Consider the following 18741-nt stretch of genomic DNA (forward strand, 5'->3'; position numbering starts at 1 on the left):
TCACCAGCTCAGCGCCTTCGGCCGGCCCGCCGGCTCCGGCTCCCGCCCGCGCAGCACCGCCACCCCCAGCGGGACCAGCGCCACGCACAGCAGCACGGTGACCAGCACGTCCGGGATCGAGGCGCCCTTCAGCACCCCCACCCAGGTGCCGCCCGCCAGCAGCAGCATCAGCGCGCGGGCGGTGCCGAAAACGCCCGAGCGCCAGGCGGCCACGGCCAGCAGGAGCGTGCCCGCGTACTGGCCGACGGAGGCCATGACCGGGATGTGCCACGGCCCGTACGCGATGTCCACGTACTCCGCCATCACCCCGTCCGTCGCCCGCCCGAGCCCGGCCGATTCGGTGAGCTGGAACGCGGTCTGGTCGGCGCCCGCGAAGTACAGCCGGGCGAACAGCCCGGCGACCAGCAGCGCGCCGCCCCAGAACGCGAGCCCGCCCCCGGCCCGCTGCGCCAGCGCGACGAACGCCGGGAAGAGCAGCATCATCCCCAGCGCGAACACCCCGTACGCGAGCGTGATCAGGGCGGGCTCGGCGGTGTAGGCGAGCAGCTGCCCGTAGGCGGCGAACGGCTGCTCGTCGGCCCACGCTTGCTGCTCGGGGCTGAGCGCGGTGACCGTGGCCACGTAGCGCAGCAGGTAGCCGGCAGCCAGCACGACCGGCCCCGCCACCAGGGCCGCGCCGCCGATCCATCGTCCGGGAAAGTATGCGTTCATGCCGGGTGAGCGTGCCATCGGCAACCCCGGCCGATCATCTGCCGATCGTCACCCCACCCCCCTGTCGAAAGTAAGGCCCTTCCCCACGCGCCCGACGGCTGGAACGTCGGCCCGGTCGGGGGCCAGAGCGTCGCGCACGCGCACTGCCACCTGGTGCCGCGTTACGCCGGGGAGCCGCTCGCCGGACGCGGCATCCGCGCGTGGATCAAGGACCCCGCCAATCGGCCTCCCGGTGGCATGATGGGTAACGCCTGAATTCGGGGAGGTTTGTCGTGGGGGTGTCGTCCGTCGTGCTGCGGCCGGTGACGGAGGCGGATCTGGAGATGTTCCGCCGTTTCGCGACGGAGCCCGGCCTGATCGGGCTCGACTGGGGCGGCTTCCGCGACGCCCAGGCCCACGCGCGGCGCTTCGCCCTCGACGGCTACCTCGCCGCCGACCACAGCCGCCTCATCGTGACCGCGGACGGCCGGACCGCGGGGTTCGTCGACTGGCGGGAGAGCGGCTACGGCCTGGCGAAATACTGGGAGATCGGCATCGCCCTGCTGCCCGACTGGCGTGGCCGCGGCGTCGGCTGGCGGGCGCAGGCGGCGCTGTGCGACTACCTGTTCACGCACACGCCGGCCGAGCGGATCGAGGCGCGCACCCATCCGGAGAACATCGCCGAGCAGAAGTCCCTGGAGAAGGCCGGGTTCCGGCTGGAGGGCGTGCTGCGCTCGATCGAGTTCCGGGCGGGCGCGTGGCGCGACGGCTGGGTGTACGGCCGCCTGCGCGGCGACACGCCCTGACCCCGGCCCGCCGTGACGCGCCACCGGCGGTTCCGGTGATGTCGGCGCCGGTCGCTAGCATTCGCTGACTGGTTTTCCACGCTGGGAGTCCTGATGCGACTGGTTTCCGCTTCGCTCGCCCTGTTCGCCGTCCTCGTGGCGGGGTGCGCGTCCGCCGGAGAAGAAAAGACGATCGCCATTCCCGACAGCGCGGTCGGCACGCAACTGGAGTGGTATCTGGGCGCCGTCAACCGCACTCCGATTCCCGGCGACGAGCTCAAGGAGCACCTCAGCCCGGCTTTCCTGAAAGAAATCCCGGCCGCGCGGTTCAACGAGCTCGCCAAGGGCCTGGCCGGGCTGAAGCTGGACGAGTTGAGCAGCACGAAGCCGACCGAGCTGATCGGGCTGACGTCCATCCCGGCCGGGCAGAAGTACGACACGCGGATCTCCGTCGGCGACGACGGCAAGATCGACTACCTGCTGCTCGAACCCCAGTAGTCACCGCAGGTCAGCCGCGGTCCGCGTGACCCGGTCTGCGCCGCTGGACGTAGAGGCGGTTGCCCTGCGGGCCGGTCCATTCCAGCCGCACGACGCCGGGCACCGCCGTGTCGGCCAGGCGTGACGGGTCGGCCCAGTAGCCGAAGTTCGGGTTGCGGAAGAACGTCGCCCACAGCTGCCCGCTGCGGTCGGCGAAAATGTTGTTGTGCCCGGCCCCGACCCCGGCGGTCCACCGTTCCGAATAGGGGCCTTCGAAACGGTCGGAAACGGCGATGACCGCGTCATATTGGTATTGCGTACGCCCCGGTCCTGGCGGATCGTAGGCGTAACGGGTGCTGCCGTCGGCATTGGTCGAGGTCCGGTTCCACGCCGCGTGCAGGAGGAAATACTTGCCGCCGTGCTTGAACACGTACGCGCCTTCGAGATAAGGCTCCGGCGTGTAGAGCCGCTGCTGAAACTGCGGCAGGCCGGTCGCCGGGACGATGTCCTCCATGTCGTCCCGGAATTTGGCGTACAAGTTGTTGTGCAGCACCAGCCAGGCGTCGTCGCCCTCGGTGTAGAGGCTGCCGTCGATGTGATGGTAGGCGCCGGGCTCGATGAACTTGGGCCCGCCGATGAACGGGTCGCCGAACGGTTTGTCGTGGTTGCCTTCCACGAGCCGGTACGGGCCCTCGATCCCGCCCTCGCTGACGAGCATGAACGAGCCGACCTTGCGCGAGTGGTCGCCCATGCACGCGACGATGTACCACCGGCCGCGGAAGTAATGGACCTCCGGCGCCCACGCCTGGCCGCGCTTGCCGAACTGGTCGTCGTGCCAGTATTCCTGCCACGGCGCGACGACCATGCGCCCCGGCCGGTTCTCGCCGGCGAACTCGGGCGACCACACCTTGCCCTTCTCGGCGCCGGGCCGGATGCCGGTCGTGTCGACGAGCCGCCACGGCCCGCGCAACGAGGGCGCGATCCACACGAAGATGCCGTCGTTCCACGGCCCTGCCGCTTCCAGGCCGGGCACGCGGGTGGTGCCGGTGGCGACGTAGACCGGCCGGCCGCCGACGACGAAGCAGTTGACGTACGTGTCGCGCATCCAGACCCGGCCGCGCTCGCGGTCGCGGGGGCGCAGTTCGAGCGGGAGGATGAAGGAGTTGTCCGGGCGCGGCCACAGGTCGGGCCGGGTGTCGGCGAGGCCGTAGGGCTGCGGGTCCGGCCAGTTCGCCGGGTGCCGGCGCAGCGCCGAAGCGGCCTGCTCGGCCTGTGCGGCGGTCGCGGGGAGCGCCGCCGCCCCCACGAGCCCGGCGACCCCGGTCAGCAGGGACCTGCGGCCGACGGACAACCGGTTGTCGGAACTCGTCATCAGTAGCGTCCTCCCACGTCGGCTCCGGCTGCGCGGCCCGTTCTCGCACAGCGGCGCGTGCCGCAGAGTCTGCCCAAGCCGCTCAAATTTGGTCAATAACGCGGAAAAAATCGGCCGAGGAGGCCGGGACCACTGACGGGAATGCGTCATCGCAGGTCAGAGCGCTGCCAGGCGGGGTCGCGGCGCCGCCGGCCGCGTCCCGTAACGTTCACATAACAGAGCGGGCCGTCGTCACTCCGGGAGGCTGATGACGACCTTGCCGCGAGCCGTCCCCTCCGCCAGGTAGCGGATGGCCTGCGGCACCTCGTCCAGCGCGAACGTCCTGTCGACGACCGGCGTGATCGCGCCCGACTCCAGGTGCCCGCGCAGGACGGCGAGCTGCGGCTGCTTGTCGGGGGTCGCGGCGTTCACCTTCGGCAACTGCTTCCTGAACGGCGAGAGCGCCATCAGGCGGACGAAATGCGGCAGGCTCCCCAGCCAGCGGCTGCCGACGCCGCCGAAATGGTCGTGCCCGATGAGGACGTACATCCCGTCGGGCGTCAACGCCTTACGGCAGTCCGCGAAGGAATGATTCCCCGGGACATCGAAAATCAGGTCGTACCGCTCGCCCGTCCGGGTGAAATCCTCCCGCGTGTAGTCGATGACATGATCGGCCCCTAGGTCCCGCACCAGATCCAGCTTCGCCCCGTGGTCGACCCCGGTGACGGACGCCCCGCCGGCCTTGGCCAGTTGCAGGGCGAGGGCCCCCACCCCACCGGCCGCGCCGTTGACCAGCACGCGCTGCCCGGCCCGTACCCGCCCCTCGGGCAGGTTCTGCAGGACGATCAGCCCGGCCGTCGGCACCGACGCCGCCTGCTCGAACGACACATTGCCCGGCTTCGACGCCAGCGCGCTCTGCGGAACCGCGACGTACTCGGCGAACGCGCCGCCGTTCCGCCACTGGTAACCCCGTACCGTCTCCCCGAAGACCTCGTCACCCGGCCGGAACCGGCTCACGTCCTTGCCCGCCGACACCACCCGGCCCGCCATGTCGGTGCCGGGAATGCGCAGCTTCGGCCTGGCCAGCCCGTTCCCCATCAGGCGCAACACGTAAGGACGGCCGCTCACGACATGCCACACGTCCGGATGGACGGACGCCGCGCGCACCCGCACCAGCACCTCGTCGTCACCGGCCGCCGGCCTGTCGACCTCGCGCACCTCGAGAAGGTCCGGCGACCCGTACGCCCGCTGAACGACCGCTTTCACTTCGACCTGCCCGCGGCGGTGAGATTCACGTTGAGGTGGTATTCGAACCAGGGGCCGCGCACCGGCCGGACGTCCTCCCGCTCGGTGAACGTCCAGTGCGGCCCGCCCGGCGGCGTCCACACATATCCATAAGGCTGGTTGTCCATGTCCCGGCCCTGTGCGAAGTAGACCAGGTCGTCCTCGCGGTGAATCGTCTCGAACGAGAGCTCCCCGATATTCCGCCCGCCGAGTTCGTCGCCCTCGCCGAGCGTGCGGGCGACCTCCTCCATCGCGGCGGCCGAGCGTACGAAACGCTCATTCTCCAGAGCCGCCCGTTCCCGCTTTCCCGGAGCCAGCATCAAGACCCCGGCCAGCAATGCCACCCCGGCCACGAGCACCACCGCGAGATAGGCGACCCTGCGTAACGCGGACTCCCCCGCAACCGCCGTCCCATTCATGGCCCCATCTTCACACGCGCGCGGTTCCGGCGATATCGCGATCAGCCGAGAAGCGGAAACTCGGCCCGCTCGTGCCACCGGTCGCCGTCACTCACGTAAAGGCTGATCGACGTGACCTGCGCCGCGAACGGCAACCGCGCGCTCACCTCGGCCTCCACCTCGCCGAGTACCCGCTCGTCCTGGCCATGAGCGACCGTGAGATGCGGTACGACCTCCGCGAACTGCCCGCCATAAGGAGGCGCCTCCGGCCAGCGTTTCACCACGGCCCCGGTCAACTCCCGGAACGGCCCGCCGGGCGCCGGTTCGAGATAAAGCACCTCCGGAAAACGACCGCACCTTTCGAAACGGACGGCGAAAGGGGCATGCGCGCCGAGAATCAGCCCGAGTTCGCGCTCCGTCGCCGCGTCGATCCGGCCGGCGTCCAGAAAAGGCACGAGCACCGTGACGTGCGCCGGAACCCCCGTTTCGGTGAAAGAATCGAAACGCCGCCGCCAGTGCGCGACGAAAGGCTCGGCCTCCTTCACCACGGCCAGCAGCGCACTCTCTCCCGCTCGGCCTTTTCCCGTACCCTCGTCCGGCATGACACCATGATGGCAGCACACGCCAGTTTGCCCGCACGGAGGAACGATGAATATCGGGGCTGTCGAAATCCTTCTCATCGCGGTGCTCTGGGTCATCCCCGCGATGCTGGTCTTCTTCGGTCTCTATTGGACGATCCGCCTGGCGATCAGGCACGAGATGCGTCGCGCTTCGCCCCCGCATCAGAGAGAGCGGTGATCCCCACCCGTCGACGGTCGGCGGACCATGAAGACGTCCACCTCGTCCTCGATCTCCACCGCGAACCCGTGCCGCTCGTACAGTCGCCGCGCCGCGCTGCCCTGCAACACGTCCAGCCAGACCACGGCGCCCTCGCGGTCACACCATTCCAGCAGGCTGCGCAGCACGGCTCCGCCGATGCCCCTGCCCTGCGTGGCCGGGTCCAGGTAGAAATGCTCCAGCCAGTACGCGTCACCATCGGGCCGCAGCGCCACGCATCCGGACCAGGCTCCGGCGACCTCGATCACCCAGGTGTGCGCCGGGGTGAACGCCTTCCGCAGCCGCTCCCGCACGTGTACGGCGTCGTACCGCCCTAGCCGCTCCAGATCCGGCCTCAGCACCACGGCCCGCAACTCGGCCACCGCATCCACGTCCGCGGCCGAAGCCGGACGAAGCTCCCAATCCGCCACGACGGCGATGATATCGGCGCTATCGTCCTTGACCATGACCGAGCCCGCCTACCTGAGTTCCACCCGGCAGGCGTACGACACCGTCGCCGCCGACTACGCCGAACTCCTCCGCGACGAGCTCGACACCAAGCCGCTGGACCGAGCCATGCTGGCGGCCTTCGCCGAACTCGTACGGACTCCGGAGACCGGTGAGGTGGCCGACCTCGGCTGCGGTCCCGCGCGGATCACCGCCCACCTGCGGGACCTCGGGGTGAACGCGTTCGGCATCGACCTCTCGCCGGAGATGGTGGCGATCGCCCGCCGGACGTACCCCGGGCTGCGGTTCGAAGAAGGCACGATGACCGCGTTGAACCTGGCGGACGAGGCCGTCGGCGGCGCCGTCGCCTGGTATTCGACCGTCCACACCCCACCGGCGGTGCTGCCGACCGTCTTCGCCGAGATCCACCGCGTGCTCGCCCCCGGCGGCCACTTCCTGATCGCGTTCAAGGCCGGCGACGAACACCGCCACGCCCAGCGCGGCTACGGCCACGAACTGTCCCTCGACATCTACTGGACGCCGCCGGAGCTCATCGCCGAACTCCTGACCGGCTCCGGCCTCGTCCTCGACGCGCGGCTCATCCGCGAGCCCGACGACACCGAGAAGCCCCGCTCAGGCCCGCAAGCCTTCTTCCTCGCCCACAGAACACCATGAGCACCGACGAACCCGTGGCGGCCATCCTCGACCACCAACCGGCCACGTCCGTGATGCACATCCCCAGCCTGGCGGAGGCCGACGACGCGACCGGCGCCGCGATCTGGCGCGTCACATCCGGGCGCGCAGCACGTCGACCTCGCAGCCTGGCAGGGTCGGGTCGAAGCCGTGCTCGGTCAGCCAGCGGATCGCCAGCAGGCTCCGCAGCGACCACCACCCGTGGATCACGTCGAGATCGACGTCCGCCTCGTAGCCGGCGACGACGTCGTCCAGGTGCTCCTCGTGTCCCAGCGTCAGCGTGGCGAGGTCGTACAGGGCGTCCCCCCGGCCGGCCTCGGACCAGTCGATCACGCCGGTGACCTCATCCCCGTCCACGAACACATGACTGACCTGCAGATCGCCATGCGTGAACACCGGCGTCCACGGTCGGAGCGCGGCCTCGGCCACCTCGCGGTTCCGCGTGACCAGGTCGGCGGGAAGCACGCCGTTCGCCACGAGCCACTCGCATTCGACGTCGAGCTGCGACGCGACCTCGTCGAGGCTCCGGCCGGGCCACGGCGGCAGCGGCGCCTCATGCAGCTTGCGCACGGCGGCGCCGGCCGCGGCCCACGCCGCCGAAGACGCGGTCGACGGCTCGCCCAGCCGGCCGAGCGCCCGCCCCGGGAGAGCGGCGAGCGCTAGCACCGGCGGCTTGCGCCACAGGACCTCCGGGGTGGGCACCGGCGCCATGCCCATCGCCTCGACCTCGACGTCGGTGCGAGCCTGATCGGCGTCGATCTTCAGGAACACGTCACCGGCACGCAACGTCGCCCGCTCACGATGGGCGACCACAACCCGGACCTCTGTCACGCCGGCCATTATCGTCACCAGGTACCGGTAAATCCCGCAATTTTCGCTCACGTACGGGAGGACTGAACGGTGCACCAAGGGCCCACCGCCTCGAAGGCAGCCGGCGGCACCGGCAGGGCTGACCTCGGCGTACGCGCTCGCGACAAGAAGGCCGGCGTCCGGGCGGGCGTCGCAGGCGATCCCAGTACGCCCCCCGAGACCCTGCGGGCCATGACCACTGCCGGGCCATCCTGCCGCCGACGATGCCCCGGACGTCCTCGCCGCCCTCGTTGCCGACGCCGATCCCCAGGTACGCGCCGGTGCGGCGCGGAACTTCCGCCTCACGGTGGATCAACTCCGCCTGCTCGCGAACGACAGGTCCGCCGTCGTACGCGAAGCCGCAGTGCAGCCGGAATGGCTCCCTCTCGAGGAACTGCGGCGTCTCGCCCGTGATCGATCGATCTACGTGCGATGGTGCCTGGCCATGGATCCCACCACGCCGGAATCCGTCTTACGGATACTCGCCGGAGATCCGCATCCCGATGTGGAGGCCCATGCCCGGGCGAACCTGTCGCAGAGAGCGACGTCAGCCGGCGCGTCCCCGAGCGCAATGAGGCTGGTCGACGAGGGAGACTGACGGGATGAGATGGAACGTCTGGGTCGCCGATTGGCAGATGCAGTGCTGCGGCGAGCCGTTCAGCGTCGGCGCGACGGTCTCGTGGACCCTGGTCCCGGCCGACCAGGCGTGGCTGGCCCAGGCCCTCGGCGAGGAGACCGCCGCCACGATCGAGTGGAGCGAGGAGCACCATGACGAGCCGTCCGCCAGCCAGATGCGCGTCGAAGCCCAGGTCGCCGGCATCTCGGCGGTCCACGCCCGCATGCGGCTCGCCGAAGGGAAGGACGCCTACTCCTACCCGGTCGACGGAGTCCTTTCGCCGCTGACCTCCGCCGATGGATGGACTCCGAACCAGGGCGAACGGGAGTTCATCGGCTACCTCGTCACCCTCACGACCGACGAAGATCCGCTCACCTGACCTGGCGCGTCAAGCGGTGCTCCGCGTCATCTCCCGCAGTTCGCCCCGGGTCGACTCGCAGTCCATCGCCCGCAACCGGGCCAGCACCGGCCCGGCGTCCGCGTTGAACCGCAGCTCCTCCGGGCAGCCCTCGACGATCCGCCACAGCAGCGCCACGGCCGCGCCGGAGTCGCCGTCCATCGCGTGCGCGGTCGCCACGGCCAGCAGGTGCCGCGCCTGGCGGTCCTTGTCGGGGAGGCGGTCCACGTCGACGCCCGCCGCCAGGCGGATCGCCTGCGCGTACCTGCCCGTACGGACCGAGACCGCCACCCGGTGCAGCTCCACCTCCAACGCGAACTCCGGGCCCAGCCGGTCACCGATCTTGCGGGCGTGGTTCAGCAGCTCCTCGGTGCGGAGCACGTCGCTCTCCTCGGCAGCGGCGAGCGCGGCCGTCAGGTAGCAGAGCCCGGTGACTTCCAGCGACTCGGGCCGGTCTCCGATCACCGCCTGGCACAACCAGTGCGCGTCGGCGTACCGGCCGAGCGAGACGAGCACGCCCGCCACCTCGGCCTGGGTGATCGCCGAGCCTCCCGAGGAGGCCACCGCGCGGTCGGCGGCGACCAGGGCCAGCGCGTGCTGGCCGCAGCTTCGCAGCAGCGCCGCGAACAGCCGGTACACCTGGGTGAGGCCGGCCGTACCGGCTTCCCGGTCCGCGCCGGTGGCGCTCCTGGCCGACAGATCGGCCATCGACAGCAGCGGCGGCAGGCGGCGGCGCGTCTCGGTGTAGCGGCGGGGCGAGCGCTGCCAGATCTCCCACGCCGCCATCACGTGGTGCCGCACCCGCGGCACGCTCTCGGCCGCCTCACCGGTGAACCGGCCCGGCAGCAGCAGCGCGTTCCCCACGTCGTCGGATTCGCCGGGGTCGCGGGCGGGTGGGAGTTTGGTCGGGCCGCCGACGAGCTCGGAGAGGTCCTCGACGCGGAGCACTTCGGCGATCCGCATGATGGTCGACAGCCGGTCCAGGGGCTTCACCCCGTTCTCGACCAGCCGGAGCCATTCCTCACTGCAGCCGACCAGGTCGGCCAGGGTTCGCCTGGTAAGGCCGCGCGAGCGGCGTCTGGCCATGATCCGCGCGCCGTCCACCAAGAAATCGCCGACCATATCGCCACATTAGGTGACGAATTTCCAGGCCCTCGATGGCCGGAAATGACGGCAACTCTTTGCCGCCCATACCCGCCTGAAATGTCGGCTATTCTGGAGGGTCGCGAAGACGCAACTCCAGTTGGATCCAGCCGGTCGGGCTCCGCCGACACTGCCGCTACACCATTCGGCAGGAGGAGACCACGATGGCGATCGACGTCGAGTCGATTCGGAAGGAATTCCCGTTCTTCGAAACCGCCCCTGACGGTTCCCGCCCACCCGTTTACCTCGACAGCGCCGCCACCACGCAGAAACCCGCCGTCGTCCTGGACGCGTTGAACGACTACTACATCCGCGCCAACGCGAACGTGCACCGCGGCGTGTACCGGCTGGCCGTACGGGCGACCGAGCTGTACGAAGGCGCCCGAAGCAAGATCGGCGCGTTCGTACGGGCCCCGCGAACCGAGGAGATCGTGTTCACCAAGAACGCGACCGAGGCCGTCAACCTGCTGGCCAACGCGGTCATCTGGGCGGACGGGCGGCTCCGCGTCGGCCCCGGCGACGAGATCGTCCTGACCGAGATGGAGCACCACTCCAACCTGATCCCCTGGCGGCTGCTGGCCGAACGGGTGGGCGCGAAGGTCAGATACCTGGGCATCACCGACGACGGCCGGCTGGACCTTTCCGACCTGCGCGAGAAGATCAACGATCGGACCAAGGTCGTCTCGGTCGTCCACGCCTCGAACATCCTCGGCACGGTGAACCCCATCGCCACCATCGCCGCCCGCGCGCACGAGGTCGGCGCCCTCATGGTCGTCGACGCGGCCCAGTCGGTCCCCCACCTCGGCATCGACGTCACCGCGCTGGGCGCCGACTTCGTCACGTTCTCCGGCCACAAGATGTGCGGCCCCACCGGCATCGGCGCCCTGTGGGGCAGGTACGAGCTCCTGGAGGCGCTCCCGCCCTTCCTCGGCGGCGGCGAGATGATCGAGAACGTCGCGGTGGACGCCATGCACTACGCCGCTCCCCCGCTCAAGTTCGAGGCCGGCACGCCCCCGGTCGCGCAGGCCGTCGGCCTCGGCGCCGCCTGCGACTTCCTGAGCAAGATCGGCATGGACGCGATCGCCGCCCACGACCAGGCCCTCATCGAGTACGCGCTGGACCGGCTCGGCGACGTGCCCGGTGTCCGCTTCATCGGCCCGACCGACACCGTGGACCGGCTGCCGCTGCTCTCGTTCGTGGTGGACGGCATCCCGCTGCAACGTATGCGGACGAGCCTGGACGAGGCGGGCATCGCCGTCCGGTCCGGCAACCACTGCGCGCAACTCGCGTGCAGCCGGTTCGGCGTCCCGGCCGCGATCCGGGCCTCCTTCTACCTGTACAACTCCGCCGACGAGGTCGACATCCTGGCCGAGACCATGGAAGCGGCCACGAGGTCCCGGACCACCATGACCGCGGACACGTCATTCGATGTCAGCCAGGTGCGCCCGTACAAGGACATCCTGCTCCCGTCGATCTTCCAGCCGTGGGCGGAGCACCTGGTCGAGGCCCTGGCGCCAGCCCCCGGCACCAAGGCACTGGACGTCGGCACCGGACCCGGCACCGTCGCCCGGGCGCTGGCCAAGGCGGCCGGCCCTACCGGCGCCGTGGTCGGCACCGACCTCAACCCCGCCATGCTCGCCCTCGCCGCCGAACTCCCTCCCGTCGACGGCGCACCGATCCAGTACGCGGAATGCGGCGCCACCTTGCTGCACGTCTCCGACCAGGCGTTCGACCTGATCACCATGCAGCAGGTCCTGCAGTTCGTGCCCGACCGCGGCGCGGCGCTGGCCGAGATGCGACGGGCCGCCCGCCCCGGCGCGCGGATCGCCATCGCCACCTGGCAGCCGCTGCACCGCAACCCGCTCTTCCGCGCCCTGCACGACGCTGTGGCCTCGGTCCTCGGCCCCGACAAGGCCGACCTCTTCCAGGAGCCGTGGTCCCTGCCCGGAGCCGAGGTGGCCACGCTGGCGAGGGAGGCGGGCTTCGCCGACGTCGAGCTGCGTGAATGGACGTTGCCGGTCACCGTTGCCGGCGGGCCCGACGCGATCTGCTGCCTGTTCGACTTCTCCGCGGTGAGCCCGTACATCGGCTCGCGCCGCGCCGACCTCACGGCCGCCGTACGCGCCAATCTGGCGCACTGCACGGACGAGACCGGCGTCCACTCGGAGACCGCGGCGACCCTGGTGACCGCCCGAGCCTGAGCCCCGCCTTTCGTGTGAAGGCCACCTCCCGCGGGGAGGTGGCCTTTCCCCCTCATCGGACCTGGCCATCCGATCCGGCGAACGGTCCGCTCCCCGCCGAGGTCACACTGGCCGATCGCATGGTGATCACGGCGTGACGTGGAGATGGGACGCTTCGTCGATGGACCTTGCGGAGTTCGCCGCGGTGAAGCAGTCGGTGATGAGCGAGTCCTTCCCGAGCGCCGGGGATGACCTGGGTGGCATGGTGATGGACTTCGATGCTTACCTGTGGCAGTCGCCGTTGATCAACGAGGTGTCGGTTCGCCGTACCGGCGACAGAAACAGCCTGATCGCTGCTACGTGCCAGGCGGTGCCGGGGTGTTCGACGGCGGAGCTCGCCGCGGAGCTCGAACGGGTCTGGTCGCAGGATCTCAGGTACTCCCACTTCGAGGCCCACGTGATCACTGCGGATGAGCGGAAAGTCCGCCTCGACGGAGTGACGCAGATCGCCCCGGACGGCTTCTATGTAACGGCCTCCATCATCGCTGAGACCGCTCAGCCCGCTGATCGGGCGCCCGAGGGCCACGTACCGTCTGGCTAGGGGGCGTGTGAACGCGCGGCTTGCGACCTTGTCCGCATCGGGGCAAAGGGAAGCGGGTCACGGCTGATTCGACGACAATCAAGCCCATGCACGAGAGGCTTCCCTTCACCTCCGAGTCGAGCCTGGGAGAGCTTTCGGAGGTCGAGCGCCGGCTGTGCGACGTGTTCTTACATGGCGACCTTCTCGATCTGCGGACGGGGGATCAGGAGAAGGACGATCCCGAGCGCAGCGCGGAGTGGGGCAGAGAGCGGCAGGTGCGGGCCGAGCTCATCGTCGCGTTGCTGCTCGCGGCGGTGGAGCCGGATCCTGGCCGGGTAGCGATACTGCGGCTTGCGGGGGCCCGAGTGATCGGTGACCTGTCGTTGGCCTACGCGGAAGTACGAGCTCCACTGCTTTTGCGGGAGTGCAGCTTCGACGAGCCGATATGCCTGGACGAAGCGACAGTTCGGTCGGTGAACCTCACCGGCAGCACCATCCCGCTCAGTGGTACGTGCTTGACCAACCCGCATGGGAACGCTCTCAATGCCGACGGATTGGTCGTCGAGGGAGACATGTTCTGTCGGATTGGCTTTCAGTCGGAGAGTGAGGTCCGCCTCTCCTCGGAGCTCGCACGGAGCAGATCATGACCGAAGATGAGATCTTCGAAGCGGTACGGTCAGCCCCTGGGCCCGATGTACTGGCGGTGGCCTCGCCCCAGGCGGTCGCTGAGGCTGAAGAGGCCATCGGATACCCGCTTCCTTCGCTGCTACGGCGGTTGTATCTGGAGGTGGGGAACGGAGGTTTCGGTCCTCGCGGTGGCATCATCGGTGTACGAGGCTACGACTTCTGGAAAAGCGATATCTTCGCGGATATAACTGAATCGGCCTTGGCGTTTAGAACCGAGCCGTACGGACGACGCGCAGGAATGATCCAGTTGTTGGACTGGGGGTGTGCAATCGCGTCACTGCTGGATTGCCGCGATCCCGAGGGCGCGATGTGGGGATGGGATCCCAATCTGTGTTGCCTGGATCACGCACTCTTCCCTCAGAACATCACCTTCGCTTCGTGGCTCACGGAGTCGATCGGCCGCGAATTCGCCGAACCGTTCTATGACGGCTACTTCGAGGTCTTGCCGCAAGATGGTGCAGAAATAGTGGTGAGCATCACCGGAGAAGCGGAGGAGGATCCGTGCAGGTGGTCACCGCCTGTATGGGTGAAGGGCAGGAAGCCCGGCACCTGGGCGCGCCGTCACATGTCCCGATGACTCACTGGTTGGCTTGGTACGCGAGCACGGGGCCCAGCTCTGGAGACCGTCGCTTGGGCGGCGAGCTGGGTGGAGTCCTGATCCTGAGTGACCGAGGTCGACCCCGCCGCTCTCCAATTAGCCCGCTACTGGCCCGGCAATCAGCCCACGACCTGGCGTCTCTCGCGCAAGCTTCATCCCGACCGTGGCTTTCCGGAGGACAAGGCAAGGTAGGCGACGCCGGCCGAGTCCAGAACGTTGATCCACTCAGGATGATCGAGATATGCGTTGTCTGGAGCGGTAGGGCCGAGGTCATCGAGGACGCGTAAGAGGGCCTCGACCACCATTTGGACGAGGTCGGCTTCTCGCTGATCAACGAAAAGGTGAGGGATCAATGCTCGTGCGCCGTATTGGTCGATGAAGGTGTCGTCGATGAGCCAGTGCACGGCAGCAGTGAGATCCGGCCACCCCTTCTCGGATCGCCATTGCTGGTTCTGGTAGTCGCGGTCGCCTAAGGCTCGTAGTGCATCGAGCACGTCTTCACGTCGCTCTGGCCACCGAACCCGCGTTTCCTGCGGATGTTTTTCCTCCACGGGACCCCAAGCTACTTGGGACTTGTCAATGTCCCCGTCCATGATGGCGTGCTGGTCGGCGGCGAGGGGCCCGGAGATCACACTCGACTAGTGCTGTTCAAGGCATGGAAGCTACCTTTGATGGCGTCTCAGGTGGCTCCTGGTAGGCGGATGCTCAGGCGTCCACCTCAGCCGCCTACGAGCCCGGCGTGACGCGTGGCGATCATCCCGGAGCTGGAGCGTCCCCGCCGGAGGCGTGGCTTTGACGTTTACCAGTGCTGGGGTCGAACACTGCGGTTCAGACCTCATTCCCAGTTGTCGAGGACGATGACGGGCGCCTCTTCCACATCCAGCCACTCGGCTTCGATACCCATGCCGGTGGACGCCTCGATGAACGCGAATGCCGCGCTGAGCTTGCCGCGGTAATCCTCCGGGTCGAGGCGGTCGAGCATGGCGCGGAATTCGGCCAGGATACTCGGATCGCCCTCCTCGATGATGTGCTCGGCGAAGACGAAGTTGCGCATCCGCGCTCTGATCTTTCCGTCGGCCGCGTAGAGGATCGTGTATCCCCCGTTGAAGTGCCAGGTCGTCATCCACACACGTGATTTCCTACTGAGTTCGGTGAGGACGTGGTCGGGCGTGGCGAAGCCGTGGGAGAACTCGAGGAAACCCCAGGCTCCTTCACCCTCGTAGACGAAAAGCACGGGCAGGAATTCTTCGCCGGCCTCCTCTCGGGGGTATGCCATGATGCGTTCCTCGGGGTCACGACCTCCGTTCAGCCTCCACAGGAGGTCGTCCACTGTGATCTCTTCGTCGAGGGGTTGCACCACGGTCCAGCAGAGTCCGCTTTCGAACCACTGCTGCTGATTGAAGAGATTGCGGTAATGATCGATCACGTGATGATTGTCGCGGAAGCTGCCAGGGGAGAAACACCCTTTCAGCTTCTCCAGTGAGCTGCGGTGAGGAATGCTGGGTGGATCCGGGATCGGCCCCGAGTACGTGCTGCGACCGCGCCGGGTATATGGGTGCGGTGGCACCGCAACCCCGGCCGGTGCGTTCGGTTGGTACGACGGGGCTGGCGTGCGGTGCCCGGCCCAATGTCCCGCTGCCGTTCAGGACCGACCCCCAGGCTGTACGCCCGGATGGCGGGCGGGCTGAGGTGCGGGGTACGACAGCGCGCCGCGCCGCCGCCTTGATACCTACAAGAACTATTCGCCGTGTCGTGCGGGCGCAAAGTAGTTGATGCCACAAGAACATCAGCCCAGAGGATTTCCATAGACGTGTCCACAGTCCAGACCACGAACGCGACGCAACAGAGGGCGGGTGACGGGATTCGAACCCACGCTGCCAGCATGGGAATTGCACAGATCACGCCTCGTAGGGCATTGACCTAAGGCTGAGGCCGGTCGTGAGCGACCGTCGTTGACTTCTCGTTGCCGCCCTTAATGGCACGCTAATGGCACGACGATCAGGCTCTCGAACTCAGTCGTTGCCACCATGAAGGCTTGATGACTCGGGCGGTTGTGCCGCGTGGCACCTCACCTGTCATGGCGTACTTGAAGAACGCCTCAAGGTCATGCTCGCTCCCGTTGTGGATCCGCCTAGCGACCTTGTTATGCGGATAGCCCCGAAGTTCCTCAAGGCTCTCCACGGCTGCGGCGTTCTCATCCGTGCAGTACACCCATTTCCAGTCGCTATTTCGGACGATCATCTCGCCCAGATACGCCCCCGCACTCGTGATCACGCTGTGGATCACCTCAGGAGGCGGCTTCGAGGCGGCGAACTCGGTGCAGTAGTTGTCGAGGTGGTGAATGAACGCCGGGTCCCAATCGAAGGAGTATCCGTCCTCGCGTGTGTGCTCCACGAACAGCTCAGCCAGGCTTCGCATGTACTCGGCAGTCTCAGCGTCGCTGGGTGGCGGCGCCTGCTGCGACCTCCTGCGCACTATCGACTCCTACGTCCCGGTTCGGATCATCAGCGCAGCTTCTCATGACACGGTTTGGGAACGGAAGCATCGCCCGCGCACCGCGCGCACCCGCCCCGACTGATCATCCCGTCTGCCGTTGCCCTGGTCTGCTCGGCTTCTCGAGCGGGAGCATGGCAAAGGGATCCTTTGTGAAGGCGCCCCCACCCGGCTCGGCAGAACAGAGCGCTCGGCCTGGACGGGCTGTCCCAGACCGCGTGGAAGCTGAGGAGAACTGCTCAGTTATCGACGCTGGGCCTCTGGCCTGCCCGCCCCGGTTGCGAAGCCACTCGACTTACCAAGCTTCAACATGTCGTCGAACGCCTGAGTGCCCGACACCCTTCAGCGTCAGCAAGACCGCACCAGTCCTTGGGCCGCTGCCAAGCGTGTTCAACGGCGGAGGGCGACCTGCGCTCGTTGTGAAATTGGTGCTGCCCGGCGACCTTCACGAGCTGGAGGCTCTTATCCGCTCTAGAACAGCGTCGTCCTCTACGCGGCCTTCGCGGCCGGCACTGGTCCGACGCGCTCGACCTCCACTGTGGGGCCTCGGTGTCCACTCCTGAATGCGCCCCTGGCCGGGGGCTGCTGCGTCACCAATCGCGGGTCGCGATCAACTCTTCTACGTCCGCGTCCGAAAAGCCGTAGGCCGTCGCCACAAAGCAGAAGTCCTCGGCGATCACCTCGCGAGCCACGGTCTCGATCTCGCTGTCAGCCGCCTCGAATTCCGCCTCCAGTTCGTTGAACTCCTCTGTCGCCGCATGGGTAAGTGCGTACAGTGCCGCGAGATCCGATGGCCCATCGGCCTCGATGCGCTCGCACAACCGCAGCAGGATCCCTCTGCCCTTGTCAACGACGTGGTCGGGGTAGTAGCCGTCCTGGTACATGCCCTTGAGAAAGGCGTGGCCGGCTATCTGCTGGTTGGTGGGCGGCACCTTGATCTCCTGTCTCGCCGTCATTCGGTGTGCTGATACTGCACCACACCACCGACAACGAGGGCTTCCTCATCGATCCACAGCACGATGGCGACGTGGAGTGCGCAGGCCGGATGGCCATGCGGTTGCCGGACACCTATCCAACGGGCCCATACGAAATGACCCCAGGCGACCGGTCAACGGCCCGGGGAGCTCGAGGGGCGGCAGCCCCTCGACCAGGGGCGCAGCCCCATGAAACACAGCCTGAGCAGCATGAGGCGCGAAGCGCCTGACAAGCGAAGACGAAGCAGTTGAGAGCGGGTGGCGGGAATCGAACCCGCGCCGTCAGCTTGGGAACTGCACGGATCACCGCACGCGAGGGCTCTGAGCTGGGCTGAAACCGGGTCGCGAGTGACCGTGGTTGCCCCCTCGTCACCCTGTCTAACTGTACGGCGATCAGCCTGCGACCTGGCGTCTCTCACATGACGCGCGCACCATGCCCGCCTGATCACCCCGTCTGCCGTCGACCTGCCCGCAGGGGAGGCGGGCCAGGGCCAGGGGGTCAAGGCGGAGCGCCCCACTGGACGAACGACCTTGCCGCCTGGCCCTGGTCTGCTCGGCTTGTCCCGAATCGATGACGGGCGGGATGATCAGGCTTCCACCTCAGCCACCTACGGCCCCCGCCCAGTAGCGCGGCGATCATCCCGGAGCCGGAGCGCGGTTGCGCCCCCGCCGGAGGCGTATTGTCCGGCAACGCATTCTCGGAGATGATCACCTGATGCACGGAGACGAGACGCTGGTCCGAAATCTGGCCGGGCTGGTTGTGGATCTGGCGTGGTTCCTGGAATCGGCGGATGACTCGGTTGTCGATCCTGATGACGCGCTGGAGCAGTTGGAGTGGATGAGCCACAGGTTCAGTCAGCTGCCGGCCGAGGATCGACTCAGATTGATCGCGCTGATCCGCGAGAGGGCGGAGTCGGAGTCTGAGCCTGAGTTTCGCGAGTTTCTGAAGGCGTTCCCGGAGGCATCCGGGCTGCTCGATGTAGACGACTGACCTGGTCACGCGGCGGTGCGGCGTTCGGTCGGCGCGTTCGGCGCATGCGGTGTGGGGGCGCAGGGCTCCGACGCGCGAACTTCACCCGCGCATGGGCGGCGGCGCTCAAGAAGGCCAAGCTCAGCGGCTTCCACTTCCATGACCTTCGTCACACGGGCAACACCTTGAGCTTGCTCCGCTCCGACGGACACCATCGTTGTGGTGGTCAGGCCGCTGCGACTGCCTCGTAGTCGGCGGGGCTACGGTAGCCCAGGCTGCTGTGCAGGCGGTGCAGGTTGTACCAGCCCTCGAT

General features: G+C 68.0%; 22 protein-coding genes and 1 pseudogene. 11 read left to right on the forward strand and 12 right to left on the reverse strand.

What is annotated here, in order from left to right:
- Nucleotides 1–711 (reverse strand): hypothetical protein, encoded by a 711-nt coding sequence (locus KME80_RS37440; protein ID WP_219512544.1) that lies wholly within the window; start codon nt 709–711, stop codon nt 1–3.
- 272 nt (nt 712–983) lie between these two features.
- Between KME80_RS37440 and KME80_RS37445 the strand changes: the two genes are divergently transcribed.
- Both KME80_RS37445 and KME80_RS37450 read left to right on the forward strand, forming a co-directional pair.
- Nucleotides 984–1496 carry a GNAT family N-acetyltransferase gene (locus KME80_RS37445; RefSeq protein WP_219512546.1) on the forward strand — a complete coding sequence of 171 codons (513 nt, stop codon included), beginning with the start codon at nt 984–986 and terminating at the stop codon, nt 1494–1496.
- A 93-nt stretch (nt 1497–1589) separates the two neighbouring features.
- Nucleotides 1590–1973, forward strand: coding sequence for a Cpe/LpqF family protein (locus KME80_RS37450; RefSeq protein WP_219512555.1), 384 nt, complete (start codon nt 1590–1592; stop codon nt 1971–1973).
- A gap of 10 nt (nt 1974–1983) precedes the next feature.
- Here the strand turns inward: KME80_RS37450 and KME80_RS37455 are convergent, their stop codons facing one another.
- The 5 genes from KME80_RS37455 to KME80_RS37475 all read right to left on the reverse strand — a co-directional run bounded on the left by KME80_RS37455 (nt 1984) and on the right by KME80_RS37475 (nt 6232).
- On the reverse strand, nt 1984–3324 hold the full coding sequence (locus KME80_RS37455; protein WP_219512562.1) for a family 43 glycosylhydrolase: 1341 nt from the start codon (nt 3322–3324) through the stop codon (nt 1984–1986).
- A gap of 231 nt (nt 3325–3555) precedes the next feature.
- Nucleotides 3556–4569 (reverse strand): NAD(P)-dependent alcohol dehydrogenase, encoded by a 1014-nt coding sequence (locus KME80_RS37460; protein WP_219512564.1) that lies wholly within the window; start codon nt 4567–4569, stop codon nt 3556–3558.
- Complete coding sequence (locus tag KME80_RS37465; protein WP_219512566.1) at nt 4566–5006, reverse strand: hypothetical protein; 441 nt, start codon at nt 5004–5006, stop codon at nt 4566–4568. Before KME80_RS37465 ends, KME80_RS37460 begins: the two co-directional genes overlap by 4 nt.
- Before the next feature lie 41 nt (nt 5007–5047).
- On the reverse strand, nt 5048–5587 hold the full coding sequence (locus KME80_RS37470) for a 2'-5' RNA ligase family protein (RefSeq protein WP_219512568.1): 540 nt from the start codon (nt 5585–5587) through the stop codon (nt 5048–5050).
- A 180-nt stretch (nt 5588–5767) separates the two neighbouring features.
- Nucleotides 5768–6232, reverse strand: a complete 465-nt coding sequence (locus KME80_RS37475) for a GNAT family N-acetyltransferase (protein WP_219512578.1) — start codon at nt 6230–6232, stop codon at nt 5768–5770.
- Nucleotides 6233–6266: 34 nt separating this feature from the next.
- Between KME80_RS37475 and KME80_RS37480 the strand changes: the two genes are divergently transcribed.
- Nucleotides 6267–6923 (forward strand): class I SAM-dependent DNA methyltransferase, encoded by a 657-nt coding sequence (locus KME80_RS37480; protein ID WP_219512586.1) that lies wholly within the window; start codon nt 6267–6269, stop codon nt 6921–6923.
- A 111-nt stretch (nt 6924–7034) separates the two neighbouring features.
- On the opposite strand, the gene KME80_RS37485 is transcribed toward KME80_RS37480, so the two are convergent.
- On the reverse strand, nt 7035–7772 hold the full coding sequence (locus tag KME80_RS37485; protein WP_308126093.1) for a phosphotransferase: 738 nt from the start codon (nt 7770–7772) through the stop codon (nt 7035–7037).
- A gap of 69 nt (nt 7773–7841) precedes the next feature.
- On the opposite strand from KME80_RS37485, the gene KME80_RS53405 reads away from it, so the two are divergent.
- Together KME80_RS53405 and KME80_RS37490 are read left to right on the forward strand one after the other, a co-directional pair.
- Entirely contained in the window at nt 7842–8204 is a 363-nt protein-coding gene (locus tag KME80_RS53405; protein ID WP_372455417.1) for a hypothetical protein, read from the forward strand.
- Nucleotides 8205–8392: 188 nt separating this feature from the next.
- Nucleotides 8393–8785 carry a DUF6578 domain-containing protein gene (locus tag KME80_RS37490; RefSeq protein WP_219512596.1) on the forward strand — a complete coding sequence of 131 codons (393 nt, stop codon included), beginning with the start codon at nt 8393–8395 and terminating at the stop codon, nt 8783–8785.
- 9 nt (nt 8786–8794) lie between these two features.
- On the opposite strand, the gene KME80_RS37495 is transcribed toward KME80_RS37490, so the two are convergent.
- Nucleotides 8795–9925: a helix-turn-helix domain-containing protein gene (locus tag KME80_RS37495; protein WP_219512599.1), complete on the reverse strand. Its 1131-nt coding sequence runs from the start codon at nt 9923–9925 to the stop codon at nt 8795–8797.
- A gap of 185 nt (nt 9926–10110) precedes the next feature.
- Between KME80_RS37495 and KME80_RS51045 the strand changes: the two are divergent.
- The 5 genes and pseudogenes from KME80_RS51045 to KME80_RS37515 all read left to right on the forward strand — a co-directional run.
- Nucleotides 10111–11340: pseudogene (locus tag KME80_RS51045) on the forward strand (aminotransferase class V-fold PLP-dependent enzyme); the annotation flags it as partial.
- A gap of 12 nt (nt 11341–11352) precedes the next feature.
- Nucleotides 11353–12147, forward strand: a complete 795-nt coding sequence (locus KME80_RS51050; RefSeq protein ID WP_246646414.1) for a class I SAM-dependent methyltransferase — start codon at nt 11353–11355, stop codon at nt 12145–12147.
- Nucleotides 12148–12307: 160 nt separating this feature from the next.
- Nucleotides 12308–12727 (forward strand): hypothetical protein, encoded by a 420-nt coding sequence (locus KME80_RS37505; protein ID WP_219512606.1) that lies wholly within the window; start codon nt 12308–12310, stop codon nt 12725–12727.
- Between the two features lie 86 nt (nt 12728–12813).
- Nucleotides 12814–13353 (forward strand): hypothetical protein, encoded by a 540-nt coding sequence (locus KME80_RS37510; protein WP_219512608.1) that lies wholly within the window; start codon nt 12814–12816, stop codon nt 13351–13353.
- Complete coding sequence (locus KME80_RS37515; RefSeq protein WP_219512611.1) at nt 13350–13970, forward strand: SMI1/KNR4 family protein; 621 nt, start codon at nt 13350–13352, stop codon at nt 13968–13970. Before KME80_RS37510 ends, KME80_RS37515 begins: the two co-directional genes overlap by 4 nt.
- 173 nt (nt 13971–14143) lie before the next feature.
- On the opposite strand, the gene KME80_RS37520 is transcribed toward KME80_RS37515, so the two are convergent.
- The 4 genes from KME80_RS37520 to KME80_RS37535 form a co-directional block, all read right to left on the reverse strand.
- Complete coding sequence (locus KME80_RS37520; protein WP_219512612.1) at nt 14144–14542, reverse strand: SCO4402 family protein; 399 nt, start codon at nt 14540–14542, stop codon at nt 14144–14146.
- 284 nt (nt 14543–14826) lie between these two features.
- Nucleotides 14827–15417, reverse strand: a complete 591-nt coding sequence (locus tag KME80_RS37525) for a hypothetical protein (RefSeq protein ID WP_219512614.1) — start codon at nt 15415–15417, stop codon at nt 14827–14829.
- 572 nt (nt 15418–15989) lie between these two features.
- Nucleotides 15990–16466, reverse strand: coding sequence for a hypothetical protein (locus KME80_RS37530; protein ID WP_219512624.1), 477 nt, complete (start codon nt 16464–16466; stop codon nt 15990–15992).
- Nucleotides 16467–17074: 608 nt separating this feature from the next.
- A complete protein-coding gene (locus KME80_RS37535) occupies nt 17075–17440 on the reverse strand; it encodes a DUF5713 family protein (RefSeq protein WP_219512630.1) in 366 nt (121 codons plus the stop codon).
- A 733-nt stretch (nt 17441–18173) separates the two neighbouring features.
- Between KME80_RS37535 and KME80_RS37540 the strand changes: the two genes are divergently transcribed.
- A complete protein-coding gene (locus KME80_RS37540; RefSeq protein WP_219512632.1) occupies nt 18174–18449 on the forward strand; it encodes a hypothetical protein in 276 nt (91 codons plus the stop codon).
- Nucleotides 18450–18741: the final 292 nt, after the last annotated feature.

Origin of the sequence: Nonomuraea ceibae (assembly GCF_019396325.1) — a bacterium.
GTDB lineage: Bacteria > Actinomycetota > Actinomycetes > Streptosporangiales > Streptosporangiaceae > Nonomuraea > Nonomuraea ceibae.